Origin of the sequence: Streptomyces sp. NPDC028722 (genome assembly GCF_040637655.1) — a bacterium.
GTDB lineage: Bacteria > Actinomycetota > Actinomycetes > Streptomycetales > Streptomycetaceae > Streptomyces.
In genome coordinates this window covers 445402-464079 of the sequence record NZ_JBEZWU010000001.1, presented here as the reverse complement: position 1 = coordinate 464079, position 18678 = coordinate 445402, and the positions used below count along the sequence as shown (strand labels likewise).

Here is an 18678-nt window from a genome sequence, read left to right as displayed (position 1 = left end):
CGATCACGATGGGAGTGGCGCATCCGAGCCCCGGGAGGACTCCATGGCCCTGGACACGCACGGCACGGCCAAGGACGTGCACGGCGGCGAACACGTACCGGGCAGTGTGCTGGTGCCGATCGGCGCCCTGCTGCTCGGCCTGCTGCTGGCCGCGCTCGACCAGACCATCGTGTCGACCGCGCTGCCGACGATCGTCAGTGAGCTGGGCGGCCTGGAGCACCTGTCCTGGGTCGTCACCGCCTATCTGCTGGCGTCGACCGCCGCGACCCCGCTGTGGGGCAAGCTCGGCGACCAGTACGGGCGCAAGCGGCTCTTCCAGACGGCCATCGTGATCTTCCTGATCGGCTCGGCGCTGTGCGGGGCCGCACAGGACATGCCCCAGCTGATCGCCTTCCGGGCGCTCCAGGGCCTGGGCGGCGGCGGACTGCTGGTGCTGTCCATGGCGATCGTCGGCGACATCGTGCCCCCGCGGGAGCGCGGCCGCTACCAGGGCCTGTTCGGTTCCGTCTTCGGCGCGACCAGTGTGCTCGGGCCACTGCTCGGCGGGCTGTTCACCGAGCACCTGAGCTGGCGCTGGGTGTTCTACGTCAACCTGCCCGTCGGCGTCGTCGCGCTCGCCGTGATCGCCGTCGCCCTGCGCATCCCGCACCGGGCCGCCCGCCACGTCATCGACTACCTGGGCACGTTCCTGATCGCGGCCGTCGCCACCTGCCTGGTCCTGGTCGCCTCGCTCGGCGGCACCACCTGGGCCTGGGGCTCGGCGCAGATCATCGGACTGGCGGTGCTGGGCGTCCTGCTGGCCGTGGCGTTCGTCGCCGTGGAGCGCCGGGCCGCCGAACCGGTCCTGCCGCTCGGCCTGTTCCGCGTCCGCACCTTCACCCTGTCCGCCCTGATCAGCTTCATCGTCGGTTTCGCCATGTTCGGCGCGCTGACCTACCTGCCGACGTTCCTCCAGGTCGTGCGCGGCGTCTCCCCGACCCTGTCCGGTGTGCACATGCTGCCGATGGTGATCGGCCTGCTGCTGTCGTCCACGGTCTCCGGGCAGATCGTCAGCCGCACCGGCCGCTGGAAGGTGTTCCCGGTCGCCGGCACCGCCGTCACCACCATCGGCCTGCTCCTGCTGCACCGGCTCGACGAACGCAGCGGGACCGCCGGGATGAGCGCCAGCCTGTTCGTCTTCGGCCTCGGTCTCGGCCTGGTCATGCAGGTCCTCGTGCTCATCGTGCAGAACGCCGTCTCCTACGAGGACCTGGGCGTCGCCACCTCCGGCGTCACCTTCTTCCGCTCCATCGGCGCCGCCTTCGGTGTGGCCGTCTTCGGCTCGATCTTCGCCGGCCGCCTCGGCGACAAGCTCGCCGACGCCTTCCGGGGGCTGCCCCTGCCGCCCGGCGCGTCCCCCGACGCGCTCGAGGCCGACCCGCGGGGCATCGCCGCCCTGCCGTCCGCGCTGCGCCCGGCGGCCCTGCACGCGTACGCGTCCGCCATCACCGACGTCTTCCTGTACGCCGCGCCCGTCGCCGCCCTCGGCTTCGTGCTGGCCTGGTTCCTGAAGGAGGACCGGCTGCGCGGCTCGGTCACCGCACCGGACATCTCCGAGACGATCCCGCCCAACCCGGTCGAGCGTTCCTCCTACGACGAGGTGTGCCGTGCCCTGTCCGTGCTCGGCACCCGCGAGGGCCGCCGGGAGATCTACCGCGACATCACCGCACGGGCCGGGTACGACCTGCTGCCCGCCGCCAGCTGGCTGCTGCTGCGCATCCGCCGGTACGGCTCCGTGGAGCCGGCGGTGCTCGCCGAGCGCAGCCCCGTCCCGCTCGCGGCGGTCATGGCCGCCGCCCGCCAGGTCGAGGAGCGCCGGCTCGCCGAGCGCCGGGGCCTGGAGCTGCTGCTGACCGGCACGGGCCGCGAGGCCGCCGAACGGCTCACCCGGGCCCGCGAGGAGACCCTGGGCGAGCTGCTCGGCGACTGGTGGCAGCCGGGCCGTTCCACCGACCTGACCCAGCTGGTCCGGGAGCTGACGGGCGAGCTGTGCGGCGCCGCACGCGAACGCCCGCACGACGGCACGGTCACGAAGGCCGGGGCCCGCTGAGGGGCTCGGCGGGGTCCAGTTCCTTGCGGAACCAGTGCTCGGCGTACGGCTCGTCGTTGTGCGGGCCGGTCTCGGTGTAGCCGAGCCGGGCGTACAGGGCGCGGGCCTCGACCAGGTCGCCGCGGGTGTCGAGGACGATCCGCCGGGCACCGAGGGCGCGGGCCGCCTCCTCGGCGGCGGCGACGAGCAGCGCGGCCCCGCCCCGGCCGCGCGCCCCCTCCCGCACGAAGACCCGGGTCAGTTCGGCCGTGTCCGCGTCCAGCAGCCGTACGCCCGCCGACCCGGCCGGTGCGCCCGCGTACCGCCCGACGAGCAGCCGCCCCGTCGGCGGGGCGAGCTCGGCACCCGGGTGGGCCGCGATCTCCCGCTCCAGCTCGTCCGGGTGGGTGCGGTGTCCTTCGTGCAGCAGGTACCAGCGGTCGCTGACCTCCGTGTAGTACGCCCGCCACAGGGCGGCGGCGGCCGGGGAGTCGTACGGCTCCGGAGTGATCGTCCATGTCATGCCGCCATTGTCGGCAGGGGCCCGTCGCCCTCGGCAACCGGATGTGCGCGACGGCGTGCGGAGGCCGTTTGTGGCCCGGGTTCCGGGTCACACGAAGGATGAACCGGCCAGCGGGGCCGGTCCGACGGAAGGCAACCATGTCCACTGGCATGATCATCGCGTTGGCCGTGATCGTGGCGGTCGTGGTCGTCGGGGCGCTGGCCCTGATCGCGCGCGGCCGCGGACGGCAAGGCGGGCCCAGCCTCAAGCGGCGCTTCGGGCCCGAGTACGAGCGGACCGTGGCCCTGCACGACGGGGACCACAAGGCAGCCGAACGGGAACTGACCGGGCGCCTCGAACGCCACGGCGCGCTGCGGGAGCTGTCGCTGGACTCCGCCGAGCGGCAGCGCTGGACGGAGCGCTGGGCGGCCGTCCAGGAGCGTTTCGTCGACTCCCCGCGCGAGGCGGTGGCCGACGCCGACCGCCTGCTCTCGGAACTCGCCGCGGTGCGTGGCTACCCCGCCGGTGAGCGGTACGAGGAGCAGCTCGACGCGCTGTCCGTGCACCACCCCGAGCACGTCGACGGCTACCGCCGGGTGCACCTGGCCGCCCGCACCGGCACCGGCGCGGCCGAGTCCGGCGCCGGGACCGAGGAACTGCGGTCGGCGCTGCTGGGTGCCCGCGCCCTCTTCGACGACCTGACGAGCACGGAACCCGGTCGGCACCGCGCCTCCGCCGATACGGACCGCCCCGGGACGACCGGCACCCATTCCCACGCCCGGTCCCACACCCCGGTGCTCCACCGGAGCCGACCGAAGGAGAGCTGAACAGCATGCCGGACAGGACGAGCGGTACGAGCGGCACGGACGACGACCGGCGTTTCACCCGCACCCCGGCGGACGCGGGGGTGCCGGCCGGCGAGCAGGCGCACGACGACAACGACGAGTGGGCCCCCGGGGACGCGGCACCGGGCCACCGCACACCGAGGGAGGCCCTGCCGCAGGAGCGGCTCCCCGGCGAACCCGCCCCGGACGAGCACACGGGCGGCCGGCTCCCCGGCTCGGCCGGCCCCGGCCGGGAAGGGCTGACGGCCGACGACAGCACCCCGCGGAGCACGGCGCGGCCGGCACCGGACACGGCCGGACTCGCCGCCTCCCCGGCCTCCGTGCCGGGGCACGGCACCGAGGGCCTGCGTCCCGGTACGGAGGACCTGGGCCCGGAGACACCCGGCACCGGCGGCACCGGCACGGACAGGACGTTGGGCGCGCCGGACGGGTCCGGCACCGGCGCGGACGCGCCACTGTTCCCGCACGACGAGGCGGACCGGTGGGAACAGCGGATGCGGGAGGTGGTCGCCGGGTTCGTGGACGAGCCGAAGGCGGCCGTCGAGGAGGCCGACCGGGCGCTGGAGGAGATCGCCGCCCGGTTCACCGAGGCGGTGACGAAGCGCCGCCGCACCCTGCGCACCTCCTGGGAGGGCGGCGAGGACCGCGGGCCCGGGGCGGGCGGCGACACCGAGCAGCTGCGGCTCGCCCTGCGCGACTACCGGGAACTGGCCGAACGCCTGCTGCGCGGCTGACTCCGGTCCTTCCCCCCGGCGGCAGCCCTGCGCTGCCGCCGTTCGCGTGCCACCCGCTCGACGCCGTACGGCTCGCGGCCCGGCGGCGGACCGGGCGGCGGCCGGCATCCCCCCTCCACTACGTTCATGGGGACGACCGGTGGCTTTCGCTCGGTCATGAACCCATTGTGCCGGACGGGACCCCGCCGGGCGTTTTATCATGCGGCGGCGGTACGGCGATCCGCCCACCGCGCCAGGACGTTTCAGGGGGAACGCTCGTGCTCGAACTCACCATGGCCACCGTCTCCGGGGAGGACGCGGGCGCCACGGCCGGCATGACGATGGCCGAAGCGCCCAGCGAGCCCGGTGCCGTGCTGCGGGTCGGCCGCGACGGGACCGTGTGCCGGCTGGGCACCCCCGAGGACTGGCTGTTCGTCTCCCGGGTGCACCTGGAGTTCCTGTGCGGCCCCGAGGGTGTCTGGCAGGTGACCTGGCTGCGCGGCTCACAGCCCGACCCGGCGTCCGAGGTCCGGGTCACCGTCGGGGAGTACGCCCAGCCCGTCGGCTACGGCGCGACCGTGGTGCTGCCGTACGGCGGCTCCGGCGAGATCGTCATCCAGGACCGCACCGCACCGCGCACCGTGAACGTGGGCTTCTACCACGAGCCCTGAGGCAGGTGCCGGCGCGTCGCGTCCCGGCGGTCAGGCCAGCACGTGGGCCAGCGCGAAACCGTCGTAGCCCTTGCTGCCGACGGTCTGGATCGCCGTACCGCTCAGTCTCGGGTGCGTGGCGATCAGCTCGATCGCCGCGCGCGTGCCCACCACGTCCGGCTCGGTGCTGTTCGCGTCGGCCACCCGGCCGCCACGCACCACGTTGTCCACGACGATCAGGCTGCCCGCGCGGGTGAGGCGCAGCGCCCACTCCACGTAGTGCCCGTTGTTGGCCTTGTCGGCGTCGATGAACACCAGGTCGAAGGGGGCCGGGTTCTCGTCGGCGAGCGCGGGCAGCGACTCCAGCGCCGGACCCACCCGCACCTGTGCGATCCGCTCCAGGCCCGCGCGGGCGATGTTCCGGCCCGCCACCTCGGCGTGCTTGGCGTTGTACTCCAGCGACACCAGCCTGCCGTCCTCGGGCAGGGCGCGGGCCAGCCAGATCGTGCTGTAGCCGCCGAGCGTGCCGATCTCCAGGATGTTGCGGGCGTTCTGGAGCCGGGCGAGCAGGTGCAGGAGCTTGCCCTGCGCGGCTGTCACGCCGATCTGCGGCAGCCCCGCGGCCTCACTCTCCCGCAGGGCCGCCCGCAGTGCCTCGTCGTCCGGCGAGAGCCGGTTGATGAAGTAGTCGTCGACGTCGTCCCACAGTTGCGACCCGCTCATAGCGCCTGGTGCCTTTCCCGAGTGTCGTTCCCGAGTCTTCCCCGGACTGCCCGCCCCCGCCCACCCAGATGATCCCAGCACAGAAGCCCGCACCCCCGAAGGGGCACGGGGCTCCGCGCGCCTCGAAGAGATACGGGGAACCCCGCACCCGCGAAGGGACGCGGGGAACGACGCGACGGGCCACGACGGAGCCGGACCCGGCGCGCGACCGCAGCTCCCCGGCACTCACCCGCTACGTGCGGACGGTCACCGCTCCTCCACCGCCGGCGCGGACCCCGGCAGCGGCCGGCCCGCGGACTCGGACATCCGCCACACCGCGAACCCGCCCACGACGGCGGCGGCCATCATGTAGTACGCGGGCATCATCATGTTCCCGGTCATCCCGATCAGCGCGGTCACGACGAGCGGGGTCGTCCCGCCGAACAGGGACACGGACACGTTGAACCCGATCGACAGGGAGCCGTAGCGCACCCGGGTCGGGAACAGCGCGGGCAGCGCGGCCGGCATGGCGGCCGTGAAGCAGACCAGCAGCAGACCCAGCGCGCCCATGCCGAGCGCGACGGCGACCAGGCTGCCCTGGCGGATCAGCAGCAGCGCGGGGACGGACAGGAGCAGGAAGCCCGCGCAGCCCGCCGCGATCACCGGCCGGCGGCCGACGCGGTCGGTCAGGGCGCCCGCGAACGGCTGGACGATCATCATCAGGGCCATCACGCCGAGCACGACCAGCAGGCCGTGCGTCTCGTCGTACTTCAGCTCACTGGTGAGGTAGCTCGGCATGTACGACAGCAGCATGTAGTCGGTGACGTTGAAGACCAGGACCAGGCCCATGCACAGCAGCAGCGCCTTCCACTGGCCCGCGACCATCTCGCGCAGCGGCACCTTCGGCCGGGCGGCCTCCGCCTTCTCGACCTCGGCGGCGAACGCCGGGGTCTCTTCCAGGCGCATCCGCAGGTACAGGCCGATGATGCCCATGGGGCCCGCGATCAGGAACGGGATCCGCCAGCCCCAGGAGGTGAGGTCGTCGGAGGAGAGCAGGGCCGTCATCAGGGTGACCAGGCCCGCGCCGCCGATGTAGCCGGCGAGCGTGCCGAACTCCAGCCAGCTGCCGAGGAAGCCGCGCTTCTTGTCCGGGGCGTACTCGGCGATGAACGTGGTGGCACCCGCGTACTCACCGCCGGTGGAGAAGCCCTGCACGAGCCGCGCGGCCAGCAGCAGGAGCGGCGCCCCGACGCCGATCGTGGCGTACGACGGGATCAGGCCGATCGCGAACGTGCCCGCGGCCATCATGATCATGGTGACGGCGAGGACCTTCTGCCGGCCGACGCGGTCGCCCAGCGGGCCGAAGACCATGCCGCCGAGCGGCCGGACCAGGAAGGCCGCCGCGAAGGCGCCGAAGGTCGACAGCAGCTGCGCGGTCGGGTTGCCGGACGGGAAGAAGACCTTGCCCAGGGTGACCGCGATGTAGCTGTAGACACCGAAGTCGAACCATTCCATCGCGTTGCCGAGCGCCGCCGCCTTCACGGCGCGCTTGACGAGCGCGGGGTCGGTGACGGTGACATCGCCGGCGTCGCGGGCCGTGGTGGCCCGTCGTGCCTTCAGGGGCGGGGTGACGGCTGAGACGGTCGCCAAGACGGAGCTCGCCTACCTTTCGACGGGGACGGGGACGGACCCGGACGGCGTCGCTGACGTACGACGGGCCGAAAAACGACCATAGAGGCATGTCTGCCCCTTACGTACCGTGTGCGGGTCGATGCACCATGCAGTTAAAAGGCGGATACGCAGGTACTCCTGCCCCCTCATCACGTGCCATTCCGCTTGATCGATGTGATCCTTGTCGCCTCCTCGGCACGCAACCGAGGGTCACCGACTGCCGTCCGGACTGCCGTCTTCTGGACAAAGGCGGATCGCCGTCAGGTGAAGGGGAGGTTTCCCGCGTCCCCCTCCACGGGGTCGAAAGCCTCCTGAAAGGCTTGGAGGGCGCCCGGCGCGCAGGACGCGCCCGGGACGGCGACGGGGCGGGAGGCCGACGAGGCGTGGCGAACGTGCGGCACAGCGGGCGACCGACGGATGCCTTCGCGGGGGCGGCGGCCGGAACGCGGCTGCGCGCCGCCCGGCTCGCCCTGTGGGCGATCGCGGCGGTCCTCGCCGTACGGCAGATGACCGTCGTCCTGACCACCCCGAGCGGCGAACGGCTCACCGACCTGGAGACCTGGGTCGGCCCCCAGGGGGTCCTGCACGTGAAGGGCTCGATCTACGACTCGGCGCGGTTCACCGGCACCCCCTTCGGCGGCCTCGTCCTCAAGCCCCTCACGCGGTCGGCGGAAGCAGCCCTCGGCTGGGGCTGGACCTTCGGCACCCTGCTGCTGGTCGTCGCCCTCGGTCCGGTGGCCGCCCGCGCGCTGCCCCAGCCGGTCAGCCGGCGCACCTCGCTGCTGGCCGCCCCGGTCGCCATCAGCCTCCTCATGGTGTCGCTGCCGGTCCGCAGCGCCCTGTGGCTGGGCCAGACCAGCATCATCCCGGTGCTGCTCGTCCTGCTCGGCTGCTTCACCGTCCGCGGGCAGCGCGCGAGCGGCCTGTGCCTGGGCCTGGCCGCCGCCCTCCAGCCGACCGTGCTGCTCTTCGCCCCGCTGCTGTGGTTCACCGGCCGCCGCCGGGCCGCCCGCAGCACGGCCGCCACCTTCGCCGCGTGCACAGCGCTGGCCTGGGCGGCGCTGCCGCGCGACTCCGCCACCTACTGGGTGCACCACATGGCCGGCGTGGGGCTCGGCGGCAAGGCCGACGGTCTCGCCAACCAGTCCCTGCACGGCGCCCTGCTCCGCCTCGGCCTCACCGGCCCCCTGGAGATCGCCCTCTTCCTGCTGCTCGGCGCCGCCGTCGCTGGCCTCGCCCTGCGCCGCGCCGTCCGCTACGCCCACGACGGCCAGCTCCTGCTCGCCGTGGCGGTCACCGGCTGCGCCGCGGTCGCCGTGTCCCCCACCAGCTGGCAGCACCAGCTGCTGTGGGTGCTGCTCGCGGTGGTCGGCCGGGTGGGCAGGCGGGCCTCCGACCGCTACGTCTGGCCGGTGGCGGTGATCCTCGTGACCACGCTCCCGGCGAAGATGATGCTGCCGGACATGCCGGTGCTGTACCCGCTGCGGGACGACCTCGCGCTGCTCGCGGCCCTCGCCGCCGCCACGGCCGTCCCCTTCCTGTCCCGCACCTCGCCGCACTACCAGGTCCCGGTCCCGGCGGAGTACGCCCCGCGGTCCCCGGCCCGCTTCCGCCCGCTGCCGGCCCTCCGCCGGGTCCTCACCCGCCCCAACCTCCTCCTGGAGCTGCTCCTCATCCGCGTCACGTACGCGGCCTACCAGCAGGTGCGGCTGGCCGCGACCGGCGGCACCAACTCCGGGGGACGTGCCACCGCCGAGCACCACGGCCGCCTGGTCCTCGCCGCCGAGCGCTTCCTGCACATCGACATCGAGCACGCCGTCAACCACGCCGTGGTGAGGACCGGCTGGCTGCGGGGCTTCTTCGACCACTACTACGAGTCCTTCCACTTCATCGTCCCGCTCACCGTCCTCGGCGTCCTGTACCGGCGCCGCCCGGTCGACTACCGCTGGGCCCGCGCCTCCCTCGGCTACGCCACCTTCCTCGCCCTCATCGGCTTCTGGCTCTTCCCGCTCGCCCCGCCCCGCCTGATGCCGTCCCTCGGCATCATCGACACCGTCCACGGCGTGCAGGACTTCTCCCAGCCGGACTACGGCACCCTGACCGCCCTCACCAACCAGTACGCCGCGATGCCGTCCCTCCACTTCGGCTGGGCCCTGTGGTGCGGGATCGTCATCGCGGTCGTCGCGCCGAAGCGGTGGATGAAGGCCCTGGGCCTGCTCCATCCCCTCTTCACGGTCTCGGCCATCGTCGCCACCGGCAACCACTGGGTCCTGGACGCGGTCGGCGGCGCCGTGGTGGTGGGCGCGGGGTTCGGACTGGACCGTCTCCTCCTGGGCGCACGCGCACCTGCCGTAGCCGCGGAGCGGGCTGTGCACGCGTCCCCGGCGTCACACACGAGTGCCGCCCGCGCACCTGGACGCCGGAACTGAGTCCGCCGGCCGGCACCGTCACGGATGGGGCCGGTGCAGGAACCACGAGCTGCCCGAGCGGAGACCGGACAGGGCCCACATCGATACCCCGCAGCCGGGTGACCCACCGCTCACCACGTTCCTCTCCTGGACGTCCGCCGGCACCGATTGACGTTCACTCCCGCCCCGACGCCACCACCGCCGCCCCGCCGGTGGCCACCGCCGCGAGCAGGAGGGGGAGGGCCAGGCCGTGGTGGAGGACCAGCCACGCGCCCAGGGCGGCGCCCGCGGCCATGGCGAGGGCCGAGGCCGTGCGGCGTGGGGAGCGGTGGCCCGTGGCGTCGCCGAGGCGGGACTCGGAGGCCAGGGCGGTCAGGGTCATCGTCAGGACCGTGGTGGTGAGGTCGGGGACGCCGAGCTTGCGGACGGTCGCGTTGCGCAGGCCCATCGCGAAGGCCGTGAGGGCGATCAGGGCGTAGTGGGCCGCCGTGGCGTCCGGCCGGGCGAAGGCCACCGCGGCCGAGCCGCCGACGAGCACCGCCTCCGCCGCCAGGATCCGCCGGGTCCACGCGCGGCGTGAGCCCCGGACGTGGCGGGCCGCCACCCGGCCGCCCGCCGTCGCGCCGAGCAGGAAGCAGACCAGGGACGTGGCCGTGTAGGGCACGGAGAAACCGGGGGCGCCGGCCGCGGCGAAACCGAGGACGACCACGTTGCCGGTCATGTTGGCCGTGAAGACGCGGCCCAGGCCGAGATAGCTGACGGCGTCGATCAGCCCGCTCACCACGGTCAGCACCAGCAGTACGGCCACCAGCCGCAGCCCGCGCGCCTCCGGGTCCGGTACCGGTGGCGTCGGTGTCGGCGTCGTCATCGTTCCTCCGGGGGGACGGTGGCCGCGGGGGTGGAAGGAACTCCCCACGGCGCGCGAAAGAAGTCCACCCCGAGGACGGGGGGCTCTCGGATGTCCCGGCGCAGCCTGCGTCCGTAGCGTTCCGGACATGACACAGGACACGCGCGAAGTGGTGGGAAAGCAGCCCGGTCGGCCGATGCGGAAGGGCCCGGCACTCACCCTGGGCGCCCTGGCCCTCGTCGGGGTCGCCGGGGTGGTCCCGGGGCTGCCCGCGGCCGAGGGGCGGGGGAGCGGTGACCGGGGGGAGGTCGTGTCGGTCGTCCCGGTGGCCGCGCACAGCCGCGCCGAAGTCGCCCGTGCCCTGGGCCGGCAGCACATCGGGGCCGTACCGCTGCGCTACGGCGTCCTCGCGTACCGGGTGACGTACCGCACGGTGGACCCGCAGGACCGGCCCACCACCGCGACCGGCCTGCTGACCCTGCCGTCGGGCGGTGGGCGCCGGCTCGGCCTGGTCTCCGACACCCACGGCACCATGGCGAACCGCGCCTACGCCCCCTCCGTCGCGGAGGACGCGCGGACCCGGTCGTACCTGTTCGCCGCCACCGGGCGCGCGGTCGCCGCGCCCGACTACCTGGGCCTGGGGGAAGGACCCGGACGGCACCCCTACATGGACACCCGGTCCGCGGTGACCGCCTCCGTGGACATGCTGCGCGCGGCGCGGACGGCGAGCCGTCTGCTGGGGCGCTCACTGGACCGGGACCTGTACGTCACCGGCTTCTCCCAGGGCGGCCAGGTGGCGATGGCCCTGGCCCGGGCCGTGCAGGGCGGCGACGCGGCCGGGTTCCGGCTGAAGGCGGTGGCGCCGGTGGCGGGGCCGTACGACCTGAAGGGCACCGAGGAGCCCGCGCTCACCGACGGGCGGGTCAACAACGTCAGCGGAGTGTTCTACCTCTCCTACTTCCTTGTCGCCCAGAACCGGCTGCACCCGATCTACAAGGATCCCGCCGAGGTGTTCCGGCAGCCCTACGCCGGGCGGGTGGAGGGGCTCTTCGACGGACGGCACAAGGACGAGGACATCGTCCGACAGCTCGCGCCCACCGTGCGGCAGCTGCTGACCGACCGTTTCTACCGGCAGCTGCGCCGGCCGGCCGGCGGCCTGCTCCAAGCGCTGCGCGCCAACGGGCACGCCTGCGACTGGAAGCCCGACGTGCCGGTGCGGCTGTACGCGGGCAATCGCGACACGGACGTGCCCATCGGCAACGCCCGGACATGCGCGCGCACCCTCGCCGGCCGGGGGGCGAGGGTGCGGGTGCTGGAGGTGGGGCCCGTCGACCACTTCGGGTCGGACCGGGCGGCCCTGGCCGGGATCGCCCGGTGGTTCAGCGGTGCGACGGCGTAGGGGTGGCTCAGTACCAGCCGTTGGCCTGCCAGAAGTTCCACGCCTGGGCGGGGCTGCCGTAGCGGGAGTTCATGTAGTCCAGACCCCACTTGATCTGGGTGGCGGGGTTGGTCTTCCAGTCGGCGCCGGCGGAGGACATCTTCGAGGCCGGCAGGGCCTGGACCAGGCCGTAGGCGCCGGAGGAGCTGTTGGTGGCGCTGGCGTTCCAGCCGCTCTCGTGCTCGACGATCCTGCTGAAGGCGTTGAACTGCGCGGCGTCCGGGATCATCTTGTGCGCGATCGCCTGGGCGGAGGAGCCGGAGGAGGAGGCGGCCTGGGCGGGCGCCGCGGAGAGCGCCATGCCGGCGGTGGCGGCGGCCAGGGCGACGGTGGTGAGGGCGGTCTTCGGGGAAGCGATGCGACGGATGAAGGAGACGGACACGAAAGAACCTCTTCGGTGGGGGACGGTGGATCACCCGCATGGGAAGGACCACGCACTGTGGCCGCATGCGGCGGCGCCGCGGCCCGGGTGGGCTCGTGGCGCCTGGTGACGTCCTCAAGAGAAACAGGCGGAAACCGAGTCCGCAATGACCCCTTTTACTAGTTGTGGCCGGATCTGCCCGTGTGGCCGGCTCTGTGGCGTGGGTCTCAAAGTGCAGGTCAGAAGGGGTGCATGGAAGGATGTATCGGACAAATGGGACTACGGCCCCGGGTCGTAGGTGACGTGCGTCATGTGGGGTGCTTCACCGTCCCGCTCACCGTGCGGACACGGCGCCTCACGCACCGGGACCGCCGGCTGTGACCGCCGTCTCGCAGCGGGACCGTCGAATGTGACCGCCGTCTCGAACGCGGCCCGCCGCGTGGCCCGGCGCAGGGCACGCAGCACCGCCGGACCGAGGGCGAGCGTCAGCACCACCGTGCACACCGCCCGGCCCAGGTCCCAGCCGAGCGAGGTGGCCAGGCAGTACGCGACGAAGCGGGCCAGGTTGGCGGCGACCGGCGCGTCCGCGTCGAAGGAGATGCCCGAGGCCGCCGCACCCATGAACGGCCAGCCGGCCAGGTTCATGGCCGTGCCGTACGCGAAGGCGGCCAGGAAGCCGTAGGCGGCCAGCACCGCCAGTTCGCCGCGCCCGCGCAGACGGACCGCGCCCGGGAGCAGGCCGGCACCCATCGTGAACCAGCCCATCGCCAGCATCTGGAACGGCAGCCACGGCCCCACCCCGCCCGTGAGCAGCGCGGACGCGAACATCGTCACCGAGCCCAGCGCGAACCCGAAGCCCGGGCCGAGCACCCGCCCGCTCAGCACCATCAGGAAGAACATCGGCTCCAGCCCCGCCGTCCCCGCGCCGATCGGGCGCAGCGCCGCCCCCGTCGCGGCCAGCACCCCCAGCATGGCCACGGCCTTCGGCCCGAGATCCGACTCGGAGATCGTCGCCGCCACGACCGCCACCAGGAGCAGCAGCAGGCCGGCGAACAGCCACGGCGCGTCCTGGGCGTGCGCGCTCAGCCCGGAGCCGGGCGGGGCGAGGAAGGGCCAGCCGAAGGCCACCACACCCACCGCGCCGGTCAGCGCGAGCGCGGCGACGGAGCGGGGGCCGAGGCGGACGGCACGGACCCGTGGGACACGGCTCATGCCAGGGCCTCCCGCACCTCGGACACCGTCAGCCACCGCTGCGGGGCCAGGATCTTCGTCACCTGCGGGGCGAACGACGGCGACGACACCACGATCTCGGCCGTCGGACCGTCGGCGATCACCTCGCCCTCGGCGAGCAGCACCACCCGGTGGGCCAGCTCGGCGGCCAGCTCCACGTCGTGCGTGGCCAGGACGATCGCGTGCCCCTCGGCCGCCAGAGCGCGCAGGACGGCCACCAGACGGCCCTTCGCCGCGTAGTCCAGGCCGCGCGTCGGCTCGTCCAGCAGGAGCAGGGGAGGGCGGGCGGTCAGCACGACGGCCAGGGCGAGCGCCAGGCACTGGCCCTCGGACAGGTCCCGGGGGTGCGTGTCGTCCGCGATGCCCGGCAGCAGCCCCGACACCAGCGCCCGGCAGGTGCCGGACGCCGCGCCCGCGTCCCGGTCGGCCGCCGCGCACTCGGCGGCCACCGTGTCCGCGTACAGCAGGTCGCGTGGCTCCTGCGGGACGAGACCGACCTTGCGGACGAGGTCCCGTGGCGAGGTGCGGTGGGGGACGGCGCCGCCGACGGTGACCGTGCCCGTGCCGGGCGCCACGAGCCCGACGAGCGAGCCGAGCAGGGTCGACTTCCCGGCGCCGTTGCGGCCCATGAGGGCGACCGTCTCACCCGGGGTCACGGTCAGGTCCACCCGCCGCAGCGCGTGGACCCCGTCCCGGCGCACCGAGAGCGCGCGGACCTCGGCGACACGCGCGGCCGGCGGCACCGGGCCGGGGGAGGGGCGGCGGCGGAAGAAGGGACGGCGGGCGGGGGCGGCGGGTGCGGGGTGCCGCGACTGGGCGGGAATGCCGGTAGTGGTCGCGGTGGTACCGGTGCCGGTGCCGGTGCCGGTGGTGGCGGTGGTGGTGGTGGTCCCGGTCGCCGTCCTGGTCGCGGCGGACAGGCGGGTGCGCAGGTCGGCCGCGCGGCGGCGGGCGTCCCGGACGGTCAGGGGCAGGGGGGACCAGCCGGCCAGCCGGCCCAGGTCCACCACCGGCGGGAACACCGGGGACACGGCCATCACCTCGGCCGGAGGACCGACGACCGGAGCCGCGCCGGGTGCCGGCAGCAGGACGACCCGGTCGGCGTACTGGATCACCCGCTCCAGCCGGTGCTCGGCCATCAGCACCGTCGTCCCCAGGTCGTGCACCAGCCGCTGCACCACGGCCAGCACCTCCTCCGCGGCGGCCGGATCCAGCGCCGACGTCGGCTCGTCCAGGACCAGCACCCGCGGATGCGGGGTGAGGACCGAGCCGATCGCGACCCGCTGGCGCTGTCCGCCGGACAGCGTGGCGATGGGCCGGCCCCGCAGCCCGGCCAGGCCCAGCAGGTCGAGGGTCTCCTCCACCCGGCGCCGCATCACGGCCGGGGCGAGCCCCAACGACTCCATTCCGTAGGCGAGTTCGTCCTCCACGGTGTCCGTCACGAAGTGCGCGAGCGGATCCTGGCCCACCGTGCCGACCACGTCGGCCAGATGACGCGGCCGGTGCGTACGGGTGTCCCGGCCGGCCACCGTGACCCGCCCGCGCAGGGTGCCGCCGGTGAAGTGCGGCACCAGCCCGCTCACCGCGCCCAGCACCGTCGACTTGCCGACCCCGGACGGACCGGCGAGCAGCACCAGTTCACCCTCGGGCACCTCGAAGTCGACGCCGGTGACGGTGGGGCGGGCCGCACCGTCGTACGTCACGCTGACATCCTCGAAGCGGATCACGACGGCTCCCTGGGGACGACGAAGGCGGGCAGCAGGGCGAACAGGACGGCCGCGGCGGGCCAGACCGGAAGCCCGGGGGCGACCAGGGGTACGACCCCCGGGTGCAGCGCCTCCGGATCGCGGACGGAGGCGAGCGTGAGCAGCGCGGCCACCGCGGCACCGGAGCCCGCGACCAGCCAGGCGCGCGCACCCCACGGGTCCGGTCGGTAGCGGGTCCGCGGGGAGCGCCGGCCGCCCAGCCGCAGGCCCGCGAGCGCGGCGGCGACCCCGGCGCACAGCACCGGGACGCCGTACGTGCCGCCTTCGGCCGTCAGCAGCCCGTACGTTCCCGCGCACACGCCCAGCAGTCCACCGAGGGTGAGCGCGGCCGTCGTACGGCGGACCCGGGCGGGAACCTCGGCGGTACGGCCGTAACCGCGCGCCTCCATCGCGGCGGCCAGCGCCACCGAACGCTCCAACGCGCCCTCCAGGACCGGCAGTCCGACCTGGAACAGGCCCCGCACACCCCGGTCCGGACGGCCGCGCAGGCGGCGGGCGGCCCGCAGCCGCTGGACGTCGGCCACGAGGTGCGGCGCGAAGGTGAGCGCGACGACCACCGCCACACCCGTCTCGTACAGCGCGCCGGGCAGGGACTTGAGGAGACGGGCCGGGGACGCCAGCGCGTTCGCCGCGCCGACGCAGACCAGGAGGGTGGCGAGCTTCAGTCCGTCGTACGCGGCGAAGACCACCGCCTCCGCGGTGACCCGGCCCCCCAGCCGGATGCCCTGCGCCCAGTGCGGCAGCGGGACCTCGGGAAGGGTGAGAAGCGTGTGCGTGCCGGGGATGGGGGAGCCGAGCGCCACCGCGAAGAGGAGCCGGACGAGGACGACGGCGAGCCCGAGCCGCGCGAAGGCGGCGTACGAGCGGGACCAGGGCGCGGACGACCGGTGCGTCGCCACGACATAGCCGGAGGCGGCTATCAGGAGGCCGAGGAGCAGCGGATTGGTGGTACGGCCGGCAGCGACCCCCAGCCCAAGAGCCCACCCCCACCAGGCCCCGGGATGCAGAACACCCCCACGGGATCCCGACGCCGACCGCACCTCCCCAGGAACGCGCCCCACCACGCCGCCCCCACTGTCGGCCGACGCCGACCGCACCTCCTCAGGGGCGCGGGGAACTGCGCGACCGGCCCCGACGCACCCGCACCCACAAGACGCCCCGCAACCCCCTCCGGTCTCACCCGGAGTCATCGCGCCGCCGCTTGGTCCGCCACACCGCCGCCCCCGTCAGCGCGGCGACCACCGCCACGCCGACCGGCAGCCCCAGCGAGGGCCCGCCGTCGGACGCGTTCCCCCCGTCGGACGCGGTCCCGCCCCCGGCGGAGGTCTGCTCCCCGCACCCCTTCTGCGGATACCCGGCGATCGCGCACAACAGCGCGTTGGCGTCGTAGCGCAGAGGTTTCGCCACGGCGGCCAGCGCCTCCGCCGCCGTCGCGTCCGGCGACACCCGCGCGCACGCCGTACGCGGCGCCGGCGGAGTCTCACCGGACGGCGCGTCCGACGCCGTGCCGAAGTCCAGTACCAGACCCACCCGCTTCGTACCGGACTTCGCGGGCGTCCCCGCGCACACCGCGGCGAAGTCCGCCGTACCGCGCGGCCGGCTCGCGTCCGCGGAGTCCGCGCTCACCGCGAACCGGAAGCCCTGCACGCTGCCGTCGTCGGGCCGGACGGACGCCGGGCCCTGCGTGGCGTACGCCCAGTGGACCCCGGTGCGCTCCCAGAACGACCAGTAGCGGTAACCGGTGGCACCGGCCTGCCCGGCGGAGCCGAACAGGAGCGCCGCGGCGACGAGCACCGGCACGGTACGGCGGACGGCCACGGTACGGCGGACGAAGGTCACGGCTGCCGCTTCTTCCGGCCGCTCAGCAGGAACCCGATGCCGATGCCCGCGACGAGACCGACGCCGACGATCCACCAGACGCCGGTCTTCGAGTCCTTCTCGTCGGACGCCGACGGGTCCGCGGCGGAGTCCATGTGCGGGGCCGGGCCCAGGGCGTTGAGGGAGCGGACCAGGCTGGTGCCGTCGAAGTCGCCCGGCTGCTCCCCGACGGCGTGCGCGGCGAGGATGAGCTGCGCGTACGCGGCCGGGCCGCTCTGCCTCGCCCACTGGCCGGCGTTCTTCTCCAGCCAGGCGTACGCCGTGCGGGCGGCGTCGGTCCGGCCGTCCGCGGCGAGCGCGACGACGGCGTCCGCGGTGTTGCCGAAGTCGGGCTGGTCCTTGGCGCCGGGCAGCGTGGACCGCAGATGGCCGGTCTTCGCGACGGCCGCCGCGAGGTACGCGCCGGCGTTGTCGGCCACCTGCGCCCGGGTGAGGTGCCCGGCCTTGGCGCAGGCGTCCTTCGCCGGGGCCTTGCCGGCCCGGACCACGAAGCCCTTGCCGAGGGCGCCCAGCAGGCCGGCCGCCGTCGCGTCCGCGTTGGCGAGCAGCTTGCCCTTCTTGTCCGGCTGGAAGGCGAGGGCGCCCCCGCCGTCCTGGCCGCAGGGGACGGACCAGGCGGGCAGCGGGTCGTAGGGGGAGCGGCCGGACGTGCGGACGTCCGCCGGGTCCGTGCCGGCGGCGGTCAGCGCGCCGATGACGACGGAGGTGGAGTTGGTGTCGCTGGGGTCGCCCGGGTAGTAGCCCCAGCCGCCGTCCTTGTTCTGCACGGACTTCAGCCAGTCGACGGCCTTGCCGGCCGCGGCGCCGCGACCGCCGACCGCCGCGAGGGCCTGGACGGCGGCGGCGGTGTTGTTGGTGTCGAGTTTGGTCTTGCTGTCGCAGGCCCTGCCGGGGGTGGCGCGGAACGCGGCGAACCCGCCGTTCGCGCACTGCTGTCCGGTGAGCCAGTCCACGGCCGTGGCGGCGGGGCGGTAGCCGAGGGTGCGCTGGGCGATCAGCGTGAGGGACTGCCGCCACACGCCGTCCCACGTCGGGTCCCCCTTGCCGTACAGCCCCGACGGGACCGTCACCTCGGGGGACGGCGCGGACGGGGCGGCGGCCGTGGCGGGCGCGGCGGCGGCCAGCACGCCTACGGCGGCGAGGGCCGCGGCACTGCGGCGGACGTTCATGGTCGGCGACTGCCTCTCCTGCGGGGAGCCGGCAGCACGCGGGACAACCCCCGGGCGGCTCGGCTCCGTAGAACTCGACGGTGCCGTGCGCGGCGGGCCGCCGACGCACGGGAGCCGGTCAACGTCCCGTCCGGGGCGGTCCGGCGCACCGTCGGACGACGGTTCACGGACAGGGGTGTCCCCTGCCCGGGCCAAGTCGAGGGCGTGGGAAGGGACTACGCCGGAATTGCACCGGCTTCGCCCCGTACGGGTGTGATGACGACCCCGCCACTGTACCGGCCGCCCCACGCGGGCCGAGGGGTGGCCGTGGGCACACGACCCCGGTGGCCTGGGTCACGGCCGCGACGTCCGCGCCGAGACCGGGGCCATGGCCGTGACGGTGGCGCGGGCTGTTGCGGAGGGCGGGGTGGCGTCCGCGGGAGCGTGGCGC

At 74.4% G+C, this 18678-nt stretch carries 16 protein-coding genes; 6 read left to right on the top strand and 10 right to left on the bottom strand.

What is annotated here, in order from left to right; genetic code table 11:
* The first annotated feature begins 43 nt into the window (after nucleotides 1–43).
* Nucleotides 44–2089 carry an MDR family MFS transporter gene (locus AB0F03_RS02075; protein WP_361985471.1) on the top strand — a complete coding sequence of 682 codons (2046 nt, stop codon included), beginning with the start codon at nucleotides 44–46 and terminating at the stop codon, nucleotides 2087–2089.
* On the opposite strand, the gene AB0F03_RS02070 is transcribed toward AB0F03_RS02075, so the two are convergent.
* A complete protein-coding gene (locus AB0F03_RS02070) occupies nucleotides 2067–2591 on the bottom strand; it encodes a GNAT family N-acetyltransferase (protein ID WP_361985468.1) in 525 nt (174 codons plus the stop codon). The genes AB0F03_RS02075 and AB0F03_RS02070 overlap by 23 nt on opposite strands.
* 137 nt (nucleotides 2592–2728) lie before the next feature.
* Here AB0F03_RS02070 and AB0F03_RS02065 point away from each other — a divergent pair, with 137 nt between their 5' ends.
* The 3 genes from AB0F03_RS02065 (at nucleotide 2729) to AB0F03_RS02055 (ending at nucleotide 4799) form a co-directional block, all read left to right on the top strand.
* On the top strand, nucleotides 2729–3397 hold the full coding sequence (locus tag AB0F03_RS02065; protein ID WP_361985465.1) for a hypothetical protein: 669 nt from the start codon (nucleotides 2729–2731) through the stop codon (nucleotides 3395–3397).
* A gap of 257 nt (nucleotides 3398–3654) precedes the next feature.
* Nucleotides 3655–4149, top strand: coding sequence for a hypothetical protein (locus tag AB0F03_RS02060; protein ID WP_361985822.1), 495 nt, complete (start codon nucleotides 3655–3657; stop codon nucleotides 4147–4149).
* Between the two features lie 257 nt (nucleotides 4150–4406).
* Nucleotides 4407–4799, top strand: coding sequence for a hypothetical protein (locus AB0F03_RS02055; protein ID WP_361985462.1), 393 nt, complete (start codon nucleotides 4407–4409; stop codon nucleotides 4797–4799).
* 30 nt (nucleotides 4800–4829) lie between these two features.
* Here AB0F03_RS02055 and AB0F03_RS02050 read toward each other — a convergent pair whose 3' ends face one another.
* Both AB0F03_RS02050 and proP read right to left on the bottom strand, forming a co-directional pair.
* Nucleotides 4830–5501, bottom strand: a complete 672-nt coding sequence (locus AB0F03_RS02050; protein WP_361985459.1) for an O-methyltransferase — start codon at nucleotides 5499–5501, stop codon at nucleotides 4830–4832.
* 246 nt (nucleotides 5502–5747) lie between these two features.
* Nucleotides 5748–7100 (bottom strand): glycine betaine/L-proline transporter ProP, encoded by a 1353-nt coding sequence (gene proP, locus AB0F03_RS02045; protein ID WP_361985819.1) that lies wholly within the window; start codon nucleotides 7098–7100, stop codon nucleotides 5748–5750.
* A gap of 434 nt (nucleotides 7101–7534) precedes the next feature.
* Here proP and AB0F03_RS02040 point away from each other — a divergent pair, with 434 nt between their 5' ends.
* Nucleotides 7535–9580, top strand: coding sequence for a bifunctional glycosyltransferase 87/phosphatase PAP2 family protein (locus AB0F03_RS02040; RefSeq protein WP_361985456.1), 2046 nt, complete (start codon nucleotides 7535–7537; stop codon nucleotides 9578–9580).
* A 154-nt stretch (nucleotides 9581–9734) separates the two neighbouring features.
* Here the strand turns inward: AB0F03_RS02040 and AB0F03_RS02035 are convergent, their stop codons facing one another.
* Nucleotides 9735–10427, bottom strand: coding sequence for a YoaK family protein (locus AB0F03_RS02035; RefSeq protein ID WP_361985453.1), 693 nt, complete (start codon nucleotides 10425–10427; stop codon nucleotides 9735–9737).
* Between the two features lie 127 nt (nucleotides 10428–10554).
* On the opposite strand from AB0F03_RS02035, the gene AB0F03_RS02030 reads away from it, so the two are divergent.
* Complete coding sequence (locus tag AB0F03_RS02030) at nucleotides 10555–11805, top strand: alpha/beta hydrolase (protein ID WP_361985450.1); 1251 nt, start codon at nucleotides 10555–10557, stop codon at nucleotides 11803–11805.
* A 7-nt stretch (nucleotides 11806–11812) separates the two neighbouring features.
* Here the strand turns inward: AB0F03_RS02030 and AB0F03_RS02025 are convergent, their stop codons facing one another.
* From AB0F03_RS02025 to AB0F03_RS02000, 6 genes are all read right to left on the bottom strand, one after another.
* A complete protein-coding gene (locus tag AB0F03_RS02025; RefSeq protein ID WP_361985447.1) occupies nucleotides 11813–12226 on the bottom strand; it encodes a transglycosylase SLT domain-containing protein in 414 nt (137 codons plus the stop codon).
* Nucleotides 12227–12484: 258 nt separating this feature from the next.
* Nucleotides 12485–13417, bottom strand: coding sequence for an ECF transporter S component (locus AB0F03_RS02020; RefSeq protein ID WP_361985444.1), 933 nt, complete (start codon nucleotides 13415–13417; stop codon nucleotides 12485–12487).
* A complete protein-coding gene (locus AB0F03_RS02015; protein WP_361985441.1) occupies nucleotides 13414–15162 on the bottom strand; it encodes an ATP-binding cassette domain-containing protein in 1749 nt (582 codons plus the stop codon). Before AB0F03_RS02015 ends, AB0F03_RS02020 begins: the two co-directional genes overlap by 4 nt.
* The gene (locus AB0F03_RS02010; protein ID WP_361985438.1) at nucleotides 15159–16241 is read right to left on the bottom strand and encodes an energy-coupling factor transporter transmembrane component T; all 1083 of its coding nucleotides are present in this window, start codon (nucleotides 16239–16241) and stop codon (nucleotides 15159–15161) included. The genes AB0F03_RS02015 and AB0F03_RS02010 overlap by 4 nt, the downstream gene beginning before the upstream one ends.
* A 136-nt stretch (nucleotides 16242–16377) precedes the next feature.
* Entirely contained in the window at nucleotides 16378–17040 is a 663-nt protein-coding gene (locus tag AB0F03_RS02005; protein WP_361985435.1) for an SCO2322 family protein, read from the bottom strand.
* Nucleotides 17037–18248: a prenyltransferase/squalene oxidase repeat-containing protein gene (locus AB0F03_RS02000; protein ID WP_361985432.1), complete on the bottom strand. Its 1212-nt coding sequence runs from the start codon at nucleotides 18246–18248 to the stop codon at nucleotides 17037–17039. The genes AB0F03_RS02005 and AB0F03_RS02000 overlap by 4 nt, the downstream gene beginning before the upstream one ends.
* Between the last annotated feature and the right edge of the window lie 430 nt (nucleotides 18249–18678).

Excerpts from the sequence above, each read along its gene's own strand:
- AB0F03_RS02075 (WP_361985471.1), top strand. The coding sequence starts at position 44 with ATGGCCCTGGACACGCACGGCACGGCCAAGGACGTGCACGGCGGCGAA.
- AB0F03_RS02070 (WP_361985468.1), bottom strand. The coding sequence starts at position 2,591 with ATGACATGGACGATCACTCCGGAGCCGTACGACTCCCCGGCCGCCGCC.
- AB0F03_RS02065 (WP_361985465.1), top strand. The coding sequence starts at position 2,729 with ATGTCCACTGGCATGATCATCGCGTTGGCCGTGATCGTGGCGGTCGTG.
- AB0F03_RS02050 (WP_361985459.1), bottom strand. The coding sequence starts at position 5,501 with ATGAGCGGGTCGCAACTGTGGGACGACGTCGACGACTACTTCATCAAC.
- AB0F03_RS02035 (WP_361985453.1), bottom strand. The coding sequence starts at position 10,427 with ATGACGACGCCGACACCGACGCCACCGGTACCGGACCCGGAGGCGCGC.
- AB0F03_RS02030 (WP_361985450.1), top strand. The coding sequence starts at position 10,555 with ATGACACAGGACACGCGCGAAGTGGTGGGAAAGCAGCCCGGTCGGCCG.
- AB0F03_RS02020 (WP_361985444.1), bottom strand. The coding sequence starts at position 13,417 with ATGAGCCGTGTCCCACGGGTCCGTGCCGTCCGCCTCGGCCCCCGCTCC.
- AB0F03_RS02000 (WP_361985432.1), bottom strand. The coding sequence starts at position 18,248 with ATGAACGTCCGCCGCAGTGCCGCGGCCCTCGCCGCCGTAGGCGTGCTG.